The sequence below is a fragment of the Streptomyces sp. NPDC037271 genome (assembly GCF_055603605.1).
Genome location: NZ_JBVJVN010000040.1, coordinates 1 through 17,475 on the forward strand (window position 1 = coordinate 1; position 17,475 = coordinate 17,475).

General features: G+C 75.3%; 14 protein-coding genes and 1 pseudogene. 7 read left to right on the top strand and 8 right to left on the bottom strand.

What is annotated here, in order from left to right; all coding sequences use genetic code 11:
- Positions 1–240: 240 nt before the first annotated feature.
- Entirely contained in the window at positions 241–1,776 is a 1,536-nt protein-coding gene (gene proP / locus ACZ7G3_RS34840) for a glycine betaine/L-proline transporter ProP (RefSeq protein ID WP_470930611.1), read from the top strand.
- Here the strand turns inward: proP and ACZ7G3_RS34845 are convergent.
- Entirely contained in the window at positions 1,740–2,681 is a 942-nt protein-coding gene (locus tag ACZ7G3_RS34845; protein ID WP_470930613.1) for a DMT family transporter, read from the bottom strand. The genes proP and ACZ7G3_RS34845 overlap by 37 nt on opposite strands.
- 215 nt (positions 2,682–2,896) lie before the next feature.
- On the opposite strand from ACZ7G3_RS34845, the gene ACZ7G3_RS34850 reads away from it, so the two are divergent.
- Positions 2,897–3,646 (top strand): hypothetical protein, encoded by a 750-nt coding sequence (locus ACZ7G3_RS34850; protein ID WP_470930615.1) that lies wholly within the window; start codon positions 2,897–2,899, stop codon positions 3,644–3,646.
- A gap of 2 nt (positions 3,647–3,648) precedes the next feature.
- Here the strand turns inward: ACZ7G3_RS34850 and ACZ7G3_RS34855 are convergent, their stop codons facing one another.
- Genes ACZ7G3_RS34855 through crtI form a run of 4 tightly spaced genes read right to left on the bottom strand, consistent with a single transcriptional unit; the run spans position 3,649 to position 7,707 of the window.
- On the bottom strand, positions 3,649–4,140 hold the full coding sequence (locus ACZ7G3_RS34855; protein WP_426519996.1) for an MSMEG_6728 family protein: 492 nt from the start codon (positions 4,138–4,140) through the stop codon (positions 3,649–3,651).
- A 14-nt stretch (positions 4,141–4,154) separates the two neighbouring features.
- On the bottom strand, positions 4,155–5,189 hold the full coding sequence (locus tag ACZ7G3_RS34860; RefSeq protein WP_470930617.1) for a DUF5914 domain-containing protein: 1,035 nt from the start codon (positions 5,187–5,189) through the stop codon (positions 4,155–4,157).
- A complete protein-coding gene (locus ACZ7G3_RS34865; protein ID WP_470930619.1) occupies positions 5,186–6,193 on the bottom strand; it encodes a phytoene/squalene synthase family protein in 1,008 nt (335 codons plus the stop codon). The genes ACZ7G3_RS34860 and ACZ7G3_RS34865 overlap by 4 nt, the downstream gene beginning before the upstream one ends.
- Positions 6,190–7,707, bottom strand: coding sequence for a phytoene desaturase family protein (gene crtI, locus ACZ7G3_RS34870; RefSeq protein WP_470930621.1), 1,518 nt, complete (start codon positions 7,705–7,707; stop codon positions 6,190–6,192). The genes ACZ7G3_RS34865 and crtI overlap by 4 nt, the downstream gene beginning before the upstream one ends.
- Positions 7,708–8,232: 525 nt before the next feature.
- Here crtI and ACZ7G3_RS34875 point away from each other — a divergent pair.
- From ACZ7G3_RS34875 to ACZ7G3_RS34885, 3 genes and pseudogenes are all read left to right on the top strand, one after another.
- Positions 8,233–9,441 (top strand): lycopene cyclase family protein, encoded by a 1,209-nt coding sequence (locus tag ACZ7G3_RS34875; protein WP_470930623.1) that lies wholly within the window; start codon positions 8,233–8,235, stop codon positions 9,439–9,441.
- A gap of 39 nt (positions 9,442–9,480) precedes the next feature.
- A pseudogene (locus tag ACZ7G3_RS34880) lies at positions 9,481–10,206 on the top strand (methyltransferase domain-containing protein); the annotation flags it as partial.
- A 227-nt stretch (positions 10,207–10,433) separates the two neighbouring features.
- The gene (locus ACZ7G3_RS34885) at positions 10,434–11,987 is read left to right on the top strand and encodes an FAD-dependent oxidoreductase (protein ID WP_470930625.1); all 1,554 of its coding nucleotides are present in this window, start codon (positions 10,434–10,436) and stop codon (positions 11,985–11,987) included.
- A gap of 249 nt (positions 11,988–12,236) precedes the next feature.
- On the opposite strand, the gene ACZ7G3_RS34890 is transcribed toward ACZ7G3_RS34885, so the two are convergent.
- From ACZ7G3_RS34890 to ACZ7G3_RS34900, 3 genes are read right to left on the bottom strand one after another with little or no spacing between them, the layout of a single operon-like run.
- Positions 12,237–13,118 (bottom strand): SDR family oxidoreductase, encoded by an 882-nt coding sequence (locus ACZ7G3_RS34890; protein WP_470930627.1) that lies wholly within the window; start codon positions 13,116–13,118, stop codon positions 12,237–12,239.
- 47 nt (positions 13,119–13,165) lie between these two features.
- A complete protein-coding gene (locus ACZ7G3_RS34895; protein WP_470930629.1) occupies positions 13,166–14,785 on the bottom strand; it encodes a phytoene desaturase family protein in 1,620 nt (539 codons plus the stop codon).
- Positions 14,778–15,284 (bottom strand): SRPBCC family protein, encoded by a 507-nt coding sequence (locus tag ACZ7G3_RS34900; protein WP_470930631.1) that lies wholly within the window; start codon positions 15,282–15,284, stop codon positions 14,778–14,780. The genes ACZ7G3_RS34895 and ACZ7G3_RS34900 overlap by 8 nt, the downstream gene beginning before the upstream one ends.
- Before the next feature lie 48 nt (positions 15,285–15,332).
- Here ACZ7G3_RS34900 and ACZ7G3_RS34905 point away from each other — a divergent pair, with 48 nt between their 5' ends.
- Together ACZ7G3_RS34905 and ACZ7G3_RS34910 are read left to right on the top strand one after the other, a co-directional pair.
- A complete protein-coding gene (locus ACZ7G3_RS34905; RefSeq protein WP_470930633.1) occupies positions 15,333–15,818 on the top strand; it encodes a glycoside hydrolase domain-containing protein in 486 nt (161 codons plus the stop codon).
- Positions 15,819–15,930: 112 nt separating this feature from the next.
- On the top strand, positions 15,931–17,091 hold the full coding sequence (locus ACZ7G3_RS34910) for a S1 family peptidase (RefSeq protein ID WP_426600966.1): 1,161 nt from the start codon (positions 15,931–15,933) through the stop codon (positions 17,089–17,091).
- The last annotated feature ends 384 nt before the right edge of the window (positions 17,092–17,475 follow it).

Here is a 17,475-nt window from a genome sequence, read left to right on the forward strand (position 1 = left end):
GCCGCTCCTTGTCCCGCTCGCGCGCTCTAGGGAGCTACTTCTCTCTCGGGCTGTGGGGGGGGTCGGGTGCGGTCGGGGGCGCGTGGTGGCGTACGCGGGCGCCCCCCCCCCCCCCCCCCCGGGCCCCCGCGTGCGATCCCACGTGAACCCGGGCAGCGGCTCCGGCATGCGCCGGACGATCATTGCGGCACAGAATTGCTCAGTCGAAACGTGGTGAAGCGACAGAAAGGCGGCAGCGTGGTGAACGCGAAGCCTGACGGCGGGTCCGGCCCCCTCGGCCGGGTGAAGGTGCCGAGTACGGTCGCGCACCTGCCGCGGCAGGTGCGCGAGGAGCTGACCCGCCGGCTCCGCCGCAACAAGGGCGCCTTCCACGAGGACGACGTCCAGGTCGTCGAGGGACCGCTGCTCAAGCGCGCGGTCGGGGCCTCGGCGCTCGGCAACTGCATGGAGTGGTTCGACTTCGGCGTCTACAGCTACCTGGCCGCCACCATCGGCAAGGTGTTCTTCCCCGGCGCCTCCCCGACCGCCCAGGTCATCTCCTCCTTCGCCACCTTCGCCGCGGCCTTCGTCGTGCGCCCGCTCGGCGGCCTCGTCTTCGGCCCGCTGGGGGACCGCGTCGGCCGGCAGAAGGTGCTCGCCACCACCATGATCCTGATGGCGGTCGGCACCTTCTCCATCGGACTCATCCCGAGCTACGCCAGCATCGGCATCGCCGCCCCGGTCCTGCTGCTGCTCGCCCGCATGCTCCAGGGCTTCTCCACCGGCGGCGAGTACGGCGGCGCCACCACCTTCGTCGCCGAGTACTCACCCGACCGGCGGCGCGGGTTCCTCTCCAGCTGGCTCGACTTCGGCACCTTCGTCGGCTACGCCCTCGGCTCCGCGCTGGTCACCGTGCTGCACCTGGTGCTGACCGACGGCCAGATGCTCGACTGGGGCTGGCGCGTCCCGTTCCTGATCGCCGGTCCGCTGGGCCTCATCGGCCTGTACATGCGGCTCAAGCTGGAGGAGTCCCCCGCCTTCCAGCAGCAGCTCGACGAGCACGAGAAGAGCCTGGCCCAGAAGTCGGTGGGCAGCGAGTTCAAGACCATCATCAGGAAGCACTGGCGTCCGCTGCTGATCTGCATGGGCCTGGTGCTGCTCTACAACGTCACCAACTACATGGTCACCGGCTACCTGCCCACGTACCAGACGGAGACCCTCGGCCGCTCCAGCGGCTTCGCCGACGTGCTGGTGCTGATCGGCATGGTGTGGATCGTGCTGCTGATCACCTTCCTCGGGCGGCTCAGCGACCACGTCGGCCGCCGCCCGCTGTACGCCGTCGGCGCCGTCGCGATGATCGTCCTCGCCGTTCCCGCCTTCCTGCTGCTGAAGGCGGACGGCACCTGGGCGCCGGTCGCCGGGGTGCTGCTCCTCGCCACCCTGCTGGCCTGCTTCGCCGCGCCGAGTGCCGCCACGCTGCCGGCGCTGTTCCCGACCGCGGTGCGCTACGCGGCCATGGGCATCGGCTTCAACTTCGCCGTCGCGGCCTTCGGCGGCACCACGCCGCTGCTCACCGAGGCGCTGGTGAGCGTCACCGGCAACGACTTGATGCCCGCCTACTACCTGATGGTCGCCGGTGCCATCGGCCTGGTGACCGTGAGGTTCCTGCCGGAGAGCGCCCAGGTGCCGCTGAACGGCTCGCAGCCCATGGTCGGCTCCCGGCAGGAGCAGCGGGAACTCATCACCACCTCGAAGGACCTCTACCGGTTCTCCAAGGAGCGCTCCGAGGCCCGCTGACGCGCCTCCGGGACACGGCCCCGGCGCGCGAACCGCAGCGACGCGGCGCCCGACCCCACCGCGACCCCGGCGCAGACCAGCGCGCTGCCCACGGCCTGCGCGGCGCCGTAGGAGCCCGTGCCGACGAGCGGTGCCGTGAACGCCGCGGCGACCGGGATCAGGCCGGAGAACAGGGTGGCGCGCTCGGCCCCGATCCGCTGCATGCCCATGTACCAGCACACGAACCCGACGACGGTGACCACCGCCGCCTGCCACAGCAGCGCACCGGTCTCGACCGCGTCCGGCCGCCGCAGCCATCCGGCACCGTCGGCCAGGAGACCCACCACCGCCGACTCGGCCGCCGCGATGCCGCACACCACGGTGGACAGCAGCCGCGGGCCCAGGGGACGCAGTACGGGCACGGCGAGGACGGCGAATCCGACCTCGCCGACCAGGGCGCACACGGAGAAGGCGATGCCCGCGCCGTCGGTGCGCCCCCAGCCCTGCACCGTGAAGGCACCCACGGCCACGAACAACGCCCCGTACAGCACGACGCGCTGCGGCCGGCGTCCGTCCAGGAGGGGAACGAGGACGGCGACCACCACGGGCGCACAGCCCACGAAGACGCCGGGGACCGCCGGTTCCGCCGTGCGTTCCGCGGCGAGGACGGCCAGGTTGAAGCCGACCATGCCGACGGCCGCGAGGAGCGCGAGGCGCAGCCACTGACCGGCCCCGAGCATGCGCAGCCGGGTCGTCGCGCCGGGGCCGGCGAGCGGGACGAGCAGGAGGAAGGCCAGGCCGTAGCGCAGGAACTGCCCGCCCGCGTACGGGTAGTCACCGAGCAGGCTGTTGGCGGTGAAGGAGCCTCCGACGAGGACACAGGCGAGCGCGGCGAGCAGGGCTCCGCGCGTGGTGGTGGCGTTCATGCCCACGACGCTAGAAAGCACGGCGGCCCGTCACGGGGTCCACCTCAAGGGCGCCATCGGGGACCAATCGACGACGGTGCCCCTCACACCGCCGTCACGATTCCTCCTTCGGGTGCATGCCACGGGGATCCGGGGTAGTCGGAACCTCCCGGTGCCAACACATCGGTAAAGCAAGGGATTTGACGGGCATGAACGGACATGGGAAGGAACTTCCAGTGCGCACCCTCAAAGTGACGACCGCTGTGGCGACCGCGAGCGTCTCCGTCGCCCTTCTGGCCGGCTGCGGCGGCGATTCCGGTAGCGAGAGCAAGCCGTTCGACGGGCAGAGCGCCGACGACATCGCCGCGAAGGCGGTGGAGGCCACCCAGCAGGCCAAGTCCCTGCACATGAAGGGGGACACCCGTCTGGAGGACGGCAGCACCGTCACCATCGACGTCTCCGTCGACCAGGAGAAGAACTGCCAGGGCACCATCGGCACCGGCGAGGGCAAGGCGGACGTGCGGCACACCGACGCGACGCTCTACCTGCGCGGTGACGCGCAGTACTGGCGCAGCGCCCTGAAGCAGCAGCCCGACGCGGCGCAGGAGATGGCGCCGAAGCTGCGGGACAAGTGGGTGAGGATGCCGGCGAACGACGCCGCGACCGCCGGGGTCTGCGACAAGCAGGGCTTCATCGCCGCCATGGACGAGGACAAGTCCGAGCGCCAGGGCATGAAGCGCGGCGACACCACCGAGGTGGGCGGCGAGGAGGCCCTGGAGCTCACGAAGAAGGGCTCGGCCGGCGAGACCCTCGCCCTGTACGTCGCCACGGAGGGCGAGCCGTACATCCTGAAGACCACGACCGAGGGCGGCGAGAACCCGGGCAGCGTCACCTTCAGCGACTACAACAAGCCGGTGAGCCCCGAGCAGCCGCCCGCCGACCAGACCGTGGACATGAAGGAACTGGCCGGCGAGCAGCGGGCCTGACCCTACGGGGCGCCGCTCCCCGCCTCCCCGCGCTCCCGGTCGGAGGCCGGCCACACGTAGGGCAGGTCGTCCGGGACGCCGGGGAACAGCTCGGCGTACACCTCGGGCTCCTTGCGCACCAGCGCCGACCGGTGGCTGCGGTGGAAGGCGTCGTCCCCGAGCCAGGGCGGCAGTTCCCCGGCGTCCGCCAGCTCCGGCTGGTCGCGCACCGGCTCGTGCGGACGGCACACGGCGAGTCCGGCGACGAGCGAGGCGGCACAACTGTCCTGGTGGCCCTGCTCGCGCCAGACCCGGCAGACCTCCAGGCCGTACCGGACGAGTGCCTCCTCGTAGCCCGTCCACATCCGCACCGCCGGGTGCCGGCGCCATCCGTAGCCCGGCACGGTCAGACCGCGCAGCACCTGGAGCGCCTCGACCCGCTGTTTGCCCAGCCGACGGCGGTCCAGGGCCAGCGCCGACTCCCGGAAACCGGGGTGGGGAAGGAAGGTCTGCATGCTGTCCTCTCCGGTCAGCCGGGGAACCGGCCCTGGTCGCGCAGGTGTCTGCGGCGTTCGGCGTAGGCGAGGTCGTCGCGCCACAGGCGGCCGGCGGCGGCGCGCATCAGCGGACGCAGGGCGGGTGCCAGACGGCGGGCCACGGGGAAACCCGGCCGGTCCGAGGTGGCCAGCACCGCCTCGACCACCGCGGTCCGCGGCCGGCCGCTCCCGTCCGGGCCGAGCGGTGTGGCATGGCTCTCCACGACGGACCCGGTGCCCTCGCCGTCGGTGATGCGCATGACGACGGTGCGGGGCTCCGGTGCGGTGAACTCGGCCCGTACGGGCACGACGAGCCGGCCGGTGAGCCGGAAGGAGACGTCCACGACGAAGCGGTCGGCGCCCGCGTCGGCGCCCGTCGTCCCGTCCGGCCTCCCGTCGGGTGCCTCGACGACCGTGAGGTCCACGAACGAGTGCGGGTGGAACCAGGCGCCGTGCCACGGGTCGAGCCGGTTGGCGACGACGTCCTCGGGCTCGCAGACCCCGACCCCGCGCCAGACGGACGTCAGCGCCGTCGCCCGCGGTGGCCTGGCGGGTACGACGGGCACCGGTGACGACGGCTCCGCCCCCACCGCGTCCAGCCGCACCCACACCAGCACGCCGTCGTCGTGGACCGGCAGGGGCTCCCAGCCGGCGAACGGGGCGCCGCTCAGGGCGAGTCCGTGCCAGTGGCACACGAGGGTGCCGCACCGCACCGGGCTGTCGGCCAACGGGGCACCGAGGTGGGGGCACACACCGGGTCCGCCCACCAGGCGCCCGTGCGCGTCCCGCCAGACGACGACCTCGACACCGGCGACCGTGCCGGACAGCGGACGGGTGGACCGTACGCCGGTGCTCGCGCCGAGGACGTACCAGTTGCCCGAGGGGCGTGCCCGGGCGCGCTCGAGGGCCCCGGCGATGACGGCGGGCCGGGCCTCGCGCCAGGTGGGCCGCTGGGCCTGCCAGGGGACGGGGCGGCGGCGCAACCGCAGGGGCCAACGTCCCCGGTGCGGGCAGGGGTTCGGACTCATCCGGTCTCCTTCGCGGAGCAGGCGTCGGGCCGGTTCGGCACCGGCGCGGCGCCGCGGGCCGCGGCGGCGCGCGCTCCCAGCCGGGCGGCGAGCACGCGGGAGAGCCCGTCGGCCGCGACGGCCGCGCGCCGTCGGCGGCGCACCACCGCGCGCCGGTGCAGTACCGCGTACCCGTCGTCCGCGATGGCGTCGAGGATGTGCCGGTAGAGGATGAACGCGGTGCGGATACAGGGCCGCGCGACCGGGTCCAGCATGGCGAGTCCGGGTGCGGCCTCGCGGTAGACGGCGCGGGTGAGGTCCTCGGCGGCTCGCAGCGCGGCGGTGATGCGCCGGTCGTGGCGGCCGGTGCGTCTGCTCCACAGCAGCAGGTCCCGCTGGACGCCGTGCGCGGCCAGCAGGTCCGCCGGGAGGTAGATCCGGCCCCGGTCCAGGTCCTCGCCGACGTCCCGCAGGAAGTTGGTCAGCTGGAAGGCGACACCGAGCGCGGCGGCGTGCGGCGCGGCCCGGGCGCGGGAGGTCACGGTGCCGAGCACGGGCAGCATCTGCAGTCCGATGACGGCGGCCGAGCCGTGCATGTAGGCGCGCAGGTCGTCGTAGGTGGCGTAGTCGGTGACCGTGAGGTCGCTGCGCATCGAGGCCATGAAGTCGGTGAAGTGTGCCGGTTCGATGGCGTACCGGGCGGCGGTGTCGGCCAGGGCGAGGACCACGGGTTCGGCGGCGGGCCGCGCACCGGTCAGCGCCTGCCTCAGTTGCTCTTCGAGGCGGGCGAGGGTGGCCGCCCGCTCGGCGGTCGTCGCCTGCGCCCCCGTGTCGTCGACGATGTCGTCCGCCCACCGCGCGAACCCGTACAGGGCGTGCACGGCCGGCCTGCGGTCGGCGGGCAGGAGGCGGGTCGCCAGGAAGTAGGTGCGGCCGTGGCGTGCGTTGAGGAGCCGGCAGTGGGTGTAGGCGGAGCGCAGGGCCGGGTCGCTGATGCCCGCGGCGTCCAGTTCGCGGTGGGTCATCGGCGGCCGCCCCTCGCCGCCGTGGCGCGGGCCGGTGTTCCGGTGATGCGGGCGGCGGCCAGCTTCCCGGAGATCAGCACGGTCGGCACGCCGACCCCCGGGGTGGTCCCGCAGCCCGCGAGGACCGCGTTGTCCGTGCCGCGCACCAGGTTGCGGGGGCGGAAGGGCCCCGTCTGGGCGAAGGTGTGGGCGACGGAGAAGGGCGTGCCAGCGGCATGTCCCTGGGCGGTCCAGTCGGCGGGCGTCACCAGGCACTCCTCCTCGATGGCGGCGGCGATGCCGGTCAGTCCCCGGCGTTCCAGGGTGGCGAGCAGGCGGTCGCGGTAGCGGGGAGCGAGGTCGGTCCAGTCCCGGGCGCCCGGCCCGGTGTCGGTGTTGGGACAGGGCGCGAGGACGTAGTGGAGGTGGCGGCCCTCGGGGGCCAGGGACGGGTCGCCGGCGGTGGGCCGGGTGATCAGCAGGGAGGGGTCGGTCATGAGGGTGCCGTTCCTGGTCAGCTCGTCGAAGGTCCGGTGCCACGCGGCGCCGAAGGAGAGGGTGTGGTGGGTGAGGTGCGGCCAGGTGCGGGTGGTGCCGGCGTGCAGGACGACGGCGGAGGGCGCGTGCCGCAGTCCGAGCGGGCGGCGCGGTCGGCGGCCCAGCAGCCGGTGGACGGCGGGCAGGTCGGGGGTGAGGACGACGGCGTCGCAGGGGATGCGTTCGTGGGCGGTGACGACCGCGGTGACGCGGTTGCCGGAGCGTTCCAGGCCGGTGACGTCCCGGCCGAGGCGCAGGTCGGCTCCGGCGTCGGCGGCGGCGTCCGCCATGGCGCGGGGCAGAGCGTGCATGCCGCCGCGCGGGAAGTACACGCCGGCCACGGTGTCCATGTAGGCGATGACGGCGTAGGCGGCCAGCGCCCGGGCCGGTGCGACACCGGCGTACAGGGCCTGGAAGGAGAAGACGCGCTTGAGCCGTTCGTCCGTCAGGAAGCGTCCGATGCGTGCGTCCAGCCGGCCGAAGCCGCCGAGGGCGGCGAGCCGGGCCAGGTCGGGGGTGAGCAGGCCGAGCGGCGAGTCGAAGTTGGTGTCGATGAACCGGCGCATCTGCACGGCGTACAGCTGCCGCAGCCAGGCGCGCAGCCGCCGGTACCCGGCCGCCTCCCGGGCCCCGGCGAACCGTTCGACCTCCGCCTCCATCGCGTCCGCGTCGGTGTGGACGTCGAGCGTGCCGCCGTCGGCGAAGCACGCCCGGTAGGCGGGGTGCAGGGGGAGGAGTTCGACGCGGTCGGCCAGCCGGTCGCCGACGGCGGCGAACGCCTCGTCGGCCAGATGGGGCATCGTCAGGACGGTCGGGCCCGTGTCGAGGCGGTAGCCGCCGAGCTCGCGCCGTCCGGCACGGCCGCCGGGCAGCGGGTCGCGTTCCACGACCGTCACCCGCCGACCGGAGCCCAGCAGGTGCAGTGCGGCCGACAGGCCCGCGAGCCCCGCCCCGACGACCACGACGTGGTCGGTGCGGCCGGTCACCGTCCGCGTCATCGCGGGGCCCCTCCCGTGGGCGGCCGGTCCCGCGGCTGTTCCCGGCCGTGGCCGGCCGTTCCGTGGCGCATCCCGGATCCTCTCGTCGTCGGCCGCGGCGGTGGGCCGTGCCGGGCACGCCGGCCGCCGCCGCTTCGGGCGGACGGCGCGCCGCGAACGCACCGTCCGTCGTCGGTCATGGGCCGCCGCCGGTGGGTGACCCGGCGTCATGTCTTCCCCCGTCGCATCCGGCGCGACGCCGCCCGGGCCCGTTCACACCCGGCTGTCACCCGTCCGGCGGGTGTCCGCCGCGCCGGGTGGGTAGCCGCGCCGGGCCGTCCAGCGCGCCGTGCGTCCGCGGGCCGTGCGGGGGCGGAATACTCCGGCGGAACCGAGCCGTCGCACGCTCGTCGTACACGTTGTCGTGCGGACCGTCATACGGGGCCGTCCTACAGGGACGTGGTGCGGCCCGTCGTACAGCGACGTCGTACGCCGGTCCGACCGCGGCGGCCGGGCGGGCGGGCGGACGGACGGAAAGGAGGCGCCGTGGTCGACGCGGACATCGTGGTCGTCGGTGCCGGGGCCGCGGGGCTGTCCCTGGCCCACCGGCTGCCGGCCCCGGCGGACGCACCGCACCGGGCGGTGCCCTCCGTGGTCCTGATCGATCCACCGCCCGGCCCGCTGCGGGCACCGCGCCGCACCTGGTGCTTCTGGGAGTCGGGCCCCGGCCGCTTCGACCCGGCCACGACGGCGTCGTGGGAGTGGCTGCGGGTGCGCGGCCGGAACGGGGCGGTCGTCCTGCGGCACATCGCGCCCGCGCGCTACAAGATGATCCGCTCGGACGACTTCGAGGCGCTGGTGGACCGCGACCTGGAGGACCGGCCCGGGGTGCGGCGTCTGGAGGCCACCGTCGGCACGGTGACCACCCTGCCGGACGGAACCGCGTGCGTGTCCGCCACGGACGCCGCCGGGGCCCGGGCGGGCCTGCGCGCCCGCTGGGTCTTCGACTCCCGCCCGCCGGACCGTCCGCCGCCGGCCCGCACCCGCCTCCTCCAGCACTTCCGCGGCTGGTTCGTCCGCACCCGGCAGCCGGTCTTCGACCCGGGGGTGGTCGAGCTGATGGACTTCCGCACCGTCCAGCCGGCGCACGGCCTGTCCTTCGGCTACGTCCTCCCGACCGGCCGGCACACCGCACTCGTCGAGTACACCGAGTTCGGGCCGGCACCGCTCACGTCCGGCGCGTACGACAGCGCACTCGAGGACTACACGCGCCGCGTCCTGCGCACCGGCGCCACGGAGATCCTGTCGACGGAGCAGGGGGTGATCCCGATGACCGACGCCGTCTTCGAGCGGCGGGCCCGGGGCTCCGGTGCCGTCTTCCGGATCGGCGTCGCGGGTGGGGCCACGCGCGCCTCCACCGGGTACACGTTCGCCGCCGTGCAGCGGCAGTCCGACGCCATCGCCCGCGCCGTGCGCGCGGGCCGCCGCCCCGTGCCGCCGCCCCCGCACCCGGCGCGGGCCCGGCTGATGGACGCGGTGCTGCTGCGCGCGCTGGGGACCGGACGGGTGGACGGCCCCGACCTCTTCTTCCGGCTGTTCGACCGCGTACCCGCCGGGCGGCTGCTGCGCTTCCTCGACGGGCGGTCCCGGCTGTACGAGGACGTCGCGGTCGGGATACGCACCCCTGTCCTGCCGATGCTGCGTACGGCGGCGGAGCTGCCGTGGCTGCCGCGTCGCCACACCCCCGTCCGCTGAGAGCCGCCGGTCCGAGAGACCCCGTCACCAGGAGCGCCGATGCCCTTGCTGCGCGACGCCGCGCTGACCGCCGCCTTCGACCACGGCGCCGGCCGCTACGACCGCCTGGTCGCGCTCAACCCGGGATACCACGCCCAGTTGCGCCGCTCCGCCCGCCGGCTCGGCCTCGCGGACGGCGGCGCCGGCCGCCGGGTGCTGGACCTGGGCTGCGGCACGGGCGCGTCGACGGCGGCGCTGGCCGCGGCCTTCCCCGCCGCGGAGATCGTGGGGGTGGACGCCTCGGCGGGCATGCTGGCGCGGGCCGAGTCCAAGCGGTGGCCGCCGCGGGTGCGCTTCGTGCACGCCCCGGCGGAGGAACTGCACCGGGCCGGGCCGGCCGGGCCCTTCGACGCCGTCCTCGCCGCCTACCTGTTCCGGAACCTGACCGATCCCGACGCCGTCCTGCGTACGGTGTACCGGCTGCTGGCTCCCGGGGGCAGGCTGGCGGTGCACGAGTACGCGCTCAGTGGGCGGCGCGCGCACCGTCTGGTGTGGGCCGCGGTGTGCCGGGGCGTCATCCTGCCGCTGGGCACGGTCACGGGCGACCGGGACCTCTACCGGCATCTGCGGCGCAGCGTCGCGGCGTTCGACACCGCGCCCGCGTTCGGCGAGCGGCTGGGCCGGGCCGGGTTCGAGCGGGTCCGGATCCTGCCGCTGCCGGGCTGGCAGACGGGCATCACCCACACCTTCGTCGGCCGCCGCGCCGACGCGGAGACGGGCGGGGCGCCCACGGGCCGCACGGAGACGGGCCGGGCAGGGGCGGACCGGGCAGAGGCGGACCGGGCGCAGACGGGCGGCCCGCGAGCCCGCCGTACGCGAACAGGCCAGGCGGCGACGGACCGGGCGCCGACGACCGGCACGGAGACGCACGGCCGGCGAACCGACCGCACGGAGACGGGCGGCACGGAGACGGGCGGCACGGAGACGGGCGGCACGGAGACAGGAGGTGCCCGGTGAACCGGGGCGCCGGAGCGCGGCCTCCTGGGCGGGACCGGCGCGCACAGGCCGTCGCTCCCCGGCCGGGCCGGGCGCGGGTGAGCGGTGATCCGCCGTCCGTGGCGGTGATCGGCGGTGGCATCGCGGGGCTGGCGGCGGCGACCGTCCTCGCCGAGCGGGGGGTGCGCGTGGTGCTCCACGAGCGCGAGCCCGTGCTCGGCGGCCGGGTCGCGGGCCGGCCGGTCGAACTGCCCGACGGCACGCCCGCCACGATGAGCCGGGGCTTCCACGCCTTCTTCCGCCAGTACTACAACCTGCGGAGTCTGCTGCGCCGTTGCGATCCCGACCTGGGCATGCTGACCGGCCTGCCGGACTACCCGCTGCGGCACAGCAGCGGGCTGCGCGACGGTTTCCGCCGGGTACCGCGCACTCCCCCGTTCAGCGCCCTCGGCTTCGTCGCCCTGAGCCCCAGCTTCAGGCCGCGCGACCTGCTGGCCATGCGACCCGCCGCGGCACTGCCCCTCCTCGACGTCCGCGCGCGCCGCGTCCACGAACGGCTGGACGACATCAGCGCCCACGACTTCCTCGACACCCTGCGCTTCCCCGCGGCCGCGCGGCATCTGGCCTTCGAGGTGTTCTCCCGCAGCTTCTTCGCGGACCCGCGGGAGCTGTCGGCCGCGGAGATGGCGCTGATGTTCCACATCTACTTCCTCGGCTCCAGTGAAGGACTGCTGTTCGACGTCCCCCGCGAGCCGTTCCCGCAGGCGCTGTGGGATCCGCTCGCGGGGCACCTGACGCGGCATGGGGCCGAGGTGCGGACGAACACGTGCGTCGAGGCCGTCCGGCCCGGTCCGCCCGGCAGTCACCTGGTGGTCGACGCCGCCGGTGCCCGGCCGTACGACGGGGTCGTGCTCGCGCTGGACACCGGCGGCCTGCGGGAGGTGGTGGGCCGCTCACCCCACCTGGGTGACGCCGCGTGGCGCGAGCGGGTGGCGCGGCTGCGGAACGCTCCGCCGTTCCTGGTCTCCCGGCTGTGGCTGGACCGTCCGGTCGCGTCCGGCCGGCCCGGTTTCCTCGGCACCAGTGGCTACGGCTCGCTGGACAACGTCAGCGTGCTGTCCCACTGGGAGGGCGAGGCCGCGCGCTGGGCGGCGCGCACCGGCGGGTCGGTCGTCGAACTCCACGCCTACGCCCTCCCGTCGACGGCGCTCCCGGAGGTGGAGGAGAAGCGCCTCGTCGATCAGTTGCACCGGGTGTATCCGGAGACCCGGGAGGCCCGCGTCGTCGCCGCGCGGCACGAGTGGCGGGCGGACTGCCCGCTGTTCACCGTCGGCGGCCACCGCGACCGTCCGACGGTCCGCACACCCGACCCGTGCGTCGTCGTCGCCGGGGACCTGGTCCGCACGGATCTGCCCGTGGCCCTGATGGAACGCGCCGCCACCTCGGGGTTCCTCGCCGCCAACGCCCTGCTGGAGCGGTGGGGTGTGCGCGGCGAAACGCTGTGGACGGTGCCGGACCAGGGCCGGTCCGCCCTGCTGCGTGCCGTGGCGCGACGGTTCGGGGCGCGCTGAGACCACGCCTGCGGCTGCCGGGGCGGTGGGCGCGCCGACACCACACCTGCGACACCAGGAACGGTAGACCCGCCGACACCACACCTGCGGCACACCCGGGGCGTGGCCCGCGCCGCGGGACCGGGGTGGCGGCATCCCGCGCGGGCCGGGGCCGTTCACGGGCGCCCGGGGCGTTCGCCTCGCCGGGCGCCACGCCACGGGCGGGCCAGGAGGGCCGCACCGCGCAGCCGCCGCGCGGCGACTGCGGTTCTAGGCTCCCGTCCCGTGCGCCGCGCGGTCGGCCCGTCCGCCCGCGCCGAGCGGGCCGGTGGGGTTCAGGGCGCCCGCGGCCTCCAGCCGGGGCAGTTGGCGGCGGGACAGCCGCATGACCACGGGCGGCAGGGCGCCGCGCCCTGCCTGTACCAGGCGCAGCCAGCCGGGCGCGTACACGGCGGTACGGCGGCGCTCCACGGCGCGCACCAGCCTGGCGGCGACGTCGTCCGCCTGGAGGACACGGCGGGCCGGGGGCGGCATGTGCGCGCGCAGCTCGCGCAGGACCGCGTGCCGGTCGGCGTCGCGGATCATGTCGGTGTCGATCCAGTTGAGGTAGGCGATGCCCACGGCGATCCCGTGGTGGGCCACCTCGGCGCGCAGCGAGTGGGTGAAGGCCTCCACGCCCGCTTTGGCGGCGCAGTACGCGCTCATCATGGGGGCGGCGCCGAGTGAGGCCAGGGAAGCGACCTGGAGGTGGTATCCCGCGGTGCGGAGCAGGTCCGGCAGGAAGGCCCGGGCCGTGTGGGCGCTGCCGGTCAGGTTCACGTCGACGACGCGTCGCCACTCGGCCGGGTCCGACATGGCGAACGGGCCGCCCTCCGCGATGCCCGCGTTCGCCACCACGACCGACGGCGGCCCCAGACGGCCGCGGACCTCGTCGGCCGCGTCGTCCAGCGCGGAGGGGTCGGTGACGTCGGCCTCGACGGCGAGCGCCGGGCCCGGGAGCTCCGCCAGCACGGCGTCCAACCGCGGCTTCTCGTGGCCGAGCAGGGCGATCCGGGCCCCCCGGCGGGCGCACTCGCGGGCCAGGGCGGCGCCCACTCCGCGCGCGGCGCCGGTCACCACGACGGTGCGGTCGCGGAGGGGGCCGTCCGTCACCGGCCGGCTCTTCCGCCGGGGAACACGGGGGCGGTCGCACGCGGACGTCACCGCTTGTCACCCGTGCGGTCGCGGCGGGTGAGGCCGCGTTGCACGCGCGTGAGGCCGGCGAACCGGTGCTGGCGCAGGACGGCGCGGGCGGCGTTGGACCCCGGCGCCCCGTGCACCCCGCCTCCCGGATGGGCGCCCGCGGAGGCGAGGAAGAGGCCGGTCACCGGGGTCTCCGGCCGCCCGGTGCCCGGCACGGGCCGGAAGACGAGCTGCTGGTGCATGGCGGTGGTGCCCCCGTTGATGGAGCCGCCCACCAGGTTGGCGTTCATGGCCTGGAGGGCCGGCGGGGCGAGCACGCGGCGGGCCCGGATCAGCGCCCGGAAGCCGGGCGCGAAGCGTTCCACCTGGCGCTCGACGCGGTCGGCCATGAGTTCCCGCTCCTTGGTGTCCCAGGTGCCGGTGATGCCCTCGTCGCCCGCGTCGCCCCGGATGTCGTGGGGGACGTGGGTGTAGGCCCAGGCGGACTCGGTGCCGCGCGGTGAGCGCGTCGGGTCCGTGGTCGTCATCTGGCCGAACAGCGAGAAGGGGCGGTCGGGGACCTGCCGCATGGCGATCTGGGCGGCGAACCGGGTCAGCTCGTCGAGACCGTCGGCCAGATGCACGGTTCCGGCCCGGGCCGCGTCCTCGCACCGCCAGGGCACGGGGCCGTCCAGCGCCCAGTCCACCTTGAAGGTGGCGAAGTCCCACTGGAAGCGCCGCAGGTCGGCGAGGACCTGGTCCGGGAGGTGCTCCGGGGCGAGGAGATCTCCGTAGAGGGCGGGTACGGACACGTCGGCGAGTACGGCGCGCCGGGCGGCGACCGTCTCCCCGCCGGCCGTGCGGACGCCCACCGCGCGCCGGCCCCGGACCAGGACGCGCTCGACGCGCTCCCCGCAGCGCAGGGTGCCGCCGCGGGTCCGCAGCCGGTGGACCAGGGCCGCGGTGAGGGCGCCGGAGCCGCCGACCGGCACGGGAAAGCCGTAGGTCTGTCCGAGCATCGACATGAGCCAGCCGAAGCCGCCGCTTCCGGCGGCCTCGGGTGCGAGGTCGGCGTGCAGGGCGTTGCCGGCCAGGAGCAGTTTGCCGCCCTCGCCGCGGAACTCCTCCTCGCCCAGGCGGCGCACCGGCAGCACCAGGGTGCGCGCCAGCCGGAGCCCGCCCCCGCCGCGCAGCCGCAGGGCCAGCCGGGCGCCGGCCCGGACGGGGGGGAAGGGCGTGAAGAGGGCGTCCAGGATGTCGGCCCGGTAGCGGTCCCACACCTCGTGCAGGCGGTCCCAGGCTGCGCCGTCCCCGGGTGCGAAGGCGTCGAGGGAGGCGGCGGTGGTACCGATGTCGCGGTCGAGGACCGCGCACGTGCCGTCGGTCAGGGGATGGGCGAGCACGTGGGGAGCGTGGCCCCAGCGCAGCCCGTGGTCCTCCAGTCTCAGTCCGGCGAGGACCGGGGAGGCGGCGGCGAGCGGATAGAAGGAGCTGAACAGGTCGTTGACGAAACCGGGGGCGACCTCGCTGTCGTGGCGCACCGCTCCGCCCGGCTCGGGCTGCTCCTCCAGGACCTCCACGCTCCAGCCGGCGTCCGCCAGCAGGTTCGCCGCCACCAGCCCGTTGGGGCCGGCCCCGATCACGACGGCGTCAGGCACGGCCGCCTCCCGACCCGAACTCCACGCTGCCGGCCGACTCCGGCGGATCCGGCCGGCACTGGTCCCCTGCCTGGGACTCGCACAGACTGGCGAGCCGGGCGAGCATCGCGCGGTGCCGCACCTGGATCAGCGCCTCGACGCCCACGTTGTGCAGCAGGCCGCCGGGACCGCGCAGCGGGTGTTCGTCCACGAGCACCAGGCACTGGTCGCCCCAGGGGCGCAGCTCGATGGCGATCCGGGCCGTGCCGAGCCTGCCCGCCTTCGCCTCGAGCTCCAGCACGGAGCCCAACACGCAGTGTCTGACCACCGACTCGTTGTTCAGCCGCACCGGCCCGATCCGCACCTCGTAGGCGATCGTCGCGCCGACCTGCGGCCACTGTCCGGTCTTGGGGGTGACCTCGGACGGGCCCACCACCCACTTCACGTACTGGTTGCCGTCCGCCAGCACGTCCCACACCGCCTGCGGGCTCGCCTGGATCAACCGATGCCGAACCGCCACGCCTGCCTCCCGCGTCCAGAAGCCGTCTCTGCAAGGACGCAGCACTGAGTGCCCCGTCCGCGACCGGCCAACCGGGGTGGTCGGGGCACTCCCCCGCAACGGTGCGAGGGGCAGCGGCCCGACCCGGAGCAGTACCCGGCCTCCCACCGCGCCGCGCAGGACGCCTGCCACTGCCGGGGCGGCGCCGCCGGGACGCCGGAGGACGCGGTGGCCGACTCGGCGCTCGCCGCGTGGGCGAGGCCGCTGGGCCGGGAGAAGGAGGCCGAGGCCTTCGCCGACCGGGCCGTGTGGTGGCGCGACGTCTTCTCCCCGGACGCGACGCCCGGCGGCGGCTACGTCCGGGCCCGCGACCCCGACGGCTCCCGGGTGACAGCGTTCGGCCCGGCCACCGGAATCGGCTTCGCGCAGGGCGCCGGTGCCACACGTGAAGGTGCCGCAGGACGTGCAGGAGCCGGCGGCGGCGATGGGGCGGCCGGGAGGTCGCGGCCGGCCGGCGGCGCTCCCCGGAAAGGCCCTGCATTGGCATGGACCTGACGTTGCACCCTGGCTAAGCTCGAACCAACCCCGACGAGAGCGCTCTCAGACCGCGGTTGTTCCACCGATCTGTTCCACCCCCACCTTGTTGGAACGACGAAGGGCAACTCCCGTGAGACGCAGCAGACTCAGGCACCTCGGCCTGGCCGGCCTCCTCCTGCTCGGCAGCCTGACCGCCGTCGGCACGCTGCCGGCCTCGGCCGCCGACTCCCCCACCGCATCCGCCGAGGAACCGGCCTCCGCCGGTCTCCTGGACGCCATGCAGCGGGACTTCGGCCTCACCCGGGCCGAGGCCGAGGACCGGCTCGCGGCCGAACGCCGCGCCACCGACCTCGCACCCACGGCACGGCGGGCCGCCGGCGACGCCTTCGGCGGCGCCTGGTTCGACGCCGCCCGCGGGCAACTGACCGTGGCCGTCACCTCGGACGCCACCCCCGCGACGGTCCGGGCCGTCGACGCCACCGGTGCGCACGTCCGCACCGTCGAGCACAGCGCCCAAGAGCTCGACGCCGCCAAGGCCCGCGTCGACCGCCTGGACGCACCCGCCGGCGTCAGCGGCTGGCACGTCGACCCGGCCGCCAACACGGTGATCGTCGACGTGGTCGAGGGCGACCGTTCCGACAACGATGTCCGGCGGTTCGTGGACCGGGCCCGCGAGGCCGGCCCCGTCACGGTCCGGACGGTGCCGTCGGCCCCGCGGACCTTCGCGGCGGGCACCGTCGGCGGCGACCCCTACTACACCGGCAACGTCCGCTGCTCCATCGGCTTCTCGGTGCACGGCGGGTTCGTCACCGCCGGGCACTGCGGCGGTGCGGGAGCGGCGGTCCGCGGCTGGGACGGCTCACACATCGGAACGTTCCAGGGCTCGTCGTTCCCGGGCAACGACTACGCCTGGGTCAGCGTGGGCAGCGGCTGGTGGACGGTGCCGGTCGTGCTCGGCTGGGGCACGATCCCGGACCGGCTCGTGCGCGGATCGAACGAGGCACCCGTCGGCGCCTCGGTCTGCCGCTCCGGGTCCACCACCCACTGGCACTGCGGCACCGTGCTCGCCAAGAACGAGACGGTCAACTACAGCCAGGGCGCGGTGCACCAGATGACGAAGACCAGCGTCTGCGCCGAGGGCGGCGACTCGGGCGGCTCCTTCATCAGCGGTGACCAGGCGCAGGGCGTCACCTCGGGCGGCTGGGGCAACTGCTCCAGCGGCGGGGAGACCTGGTTCCAGCCCGTCAACGAGATCCTGAACCGCTACGGACTGACGCTGCACACGGCCTGACCCGGGGGGCGGCGGGGAGGACTTCGCCGGGTGACCGGCGGGGTCCTCCCCCAGTCAGAAGCCACCCCGTCAGAAGCGGCCCGGCCCGGTGCCCGACTCCGCCCCGTCAGAAGCCGCCCGGCCCGGTGCCCGGCTCCGCCCCGTCAGAAGCCGCCCGGCCCGGTGCCCGGCTCCGGCGCCTCGGGACCGCTCGCCGTGGTCAGCCGACGGTAGGCGGCCCGTGCGTGGACCAGGCGGGCCAGTGCCGTGCCGACGAGGGCCGCGCCGAGCAGACACCCCAGCCAGACCGCGTCCCGGGGGGGGGGGGAGGGGGGGGGGGGGGGGGGGGGGGGGGGGGGAGGGGGGGGGGGAGGAGGGGAGGGGGGGGGGGGTTTGATGGGGGGA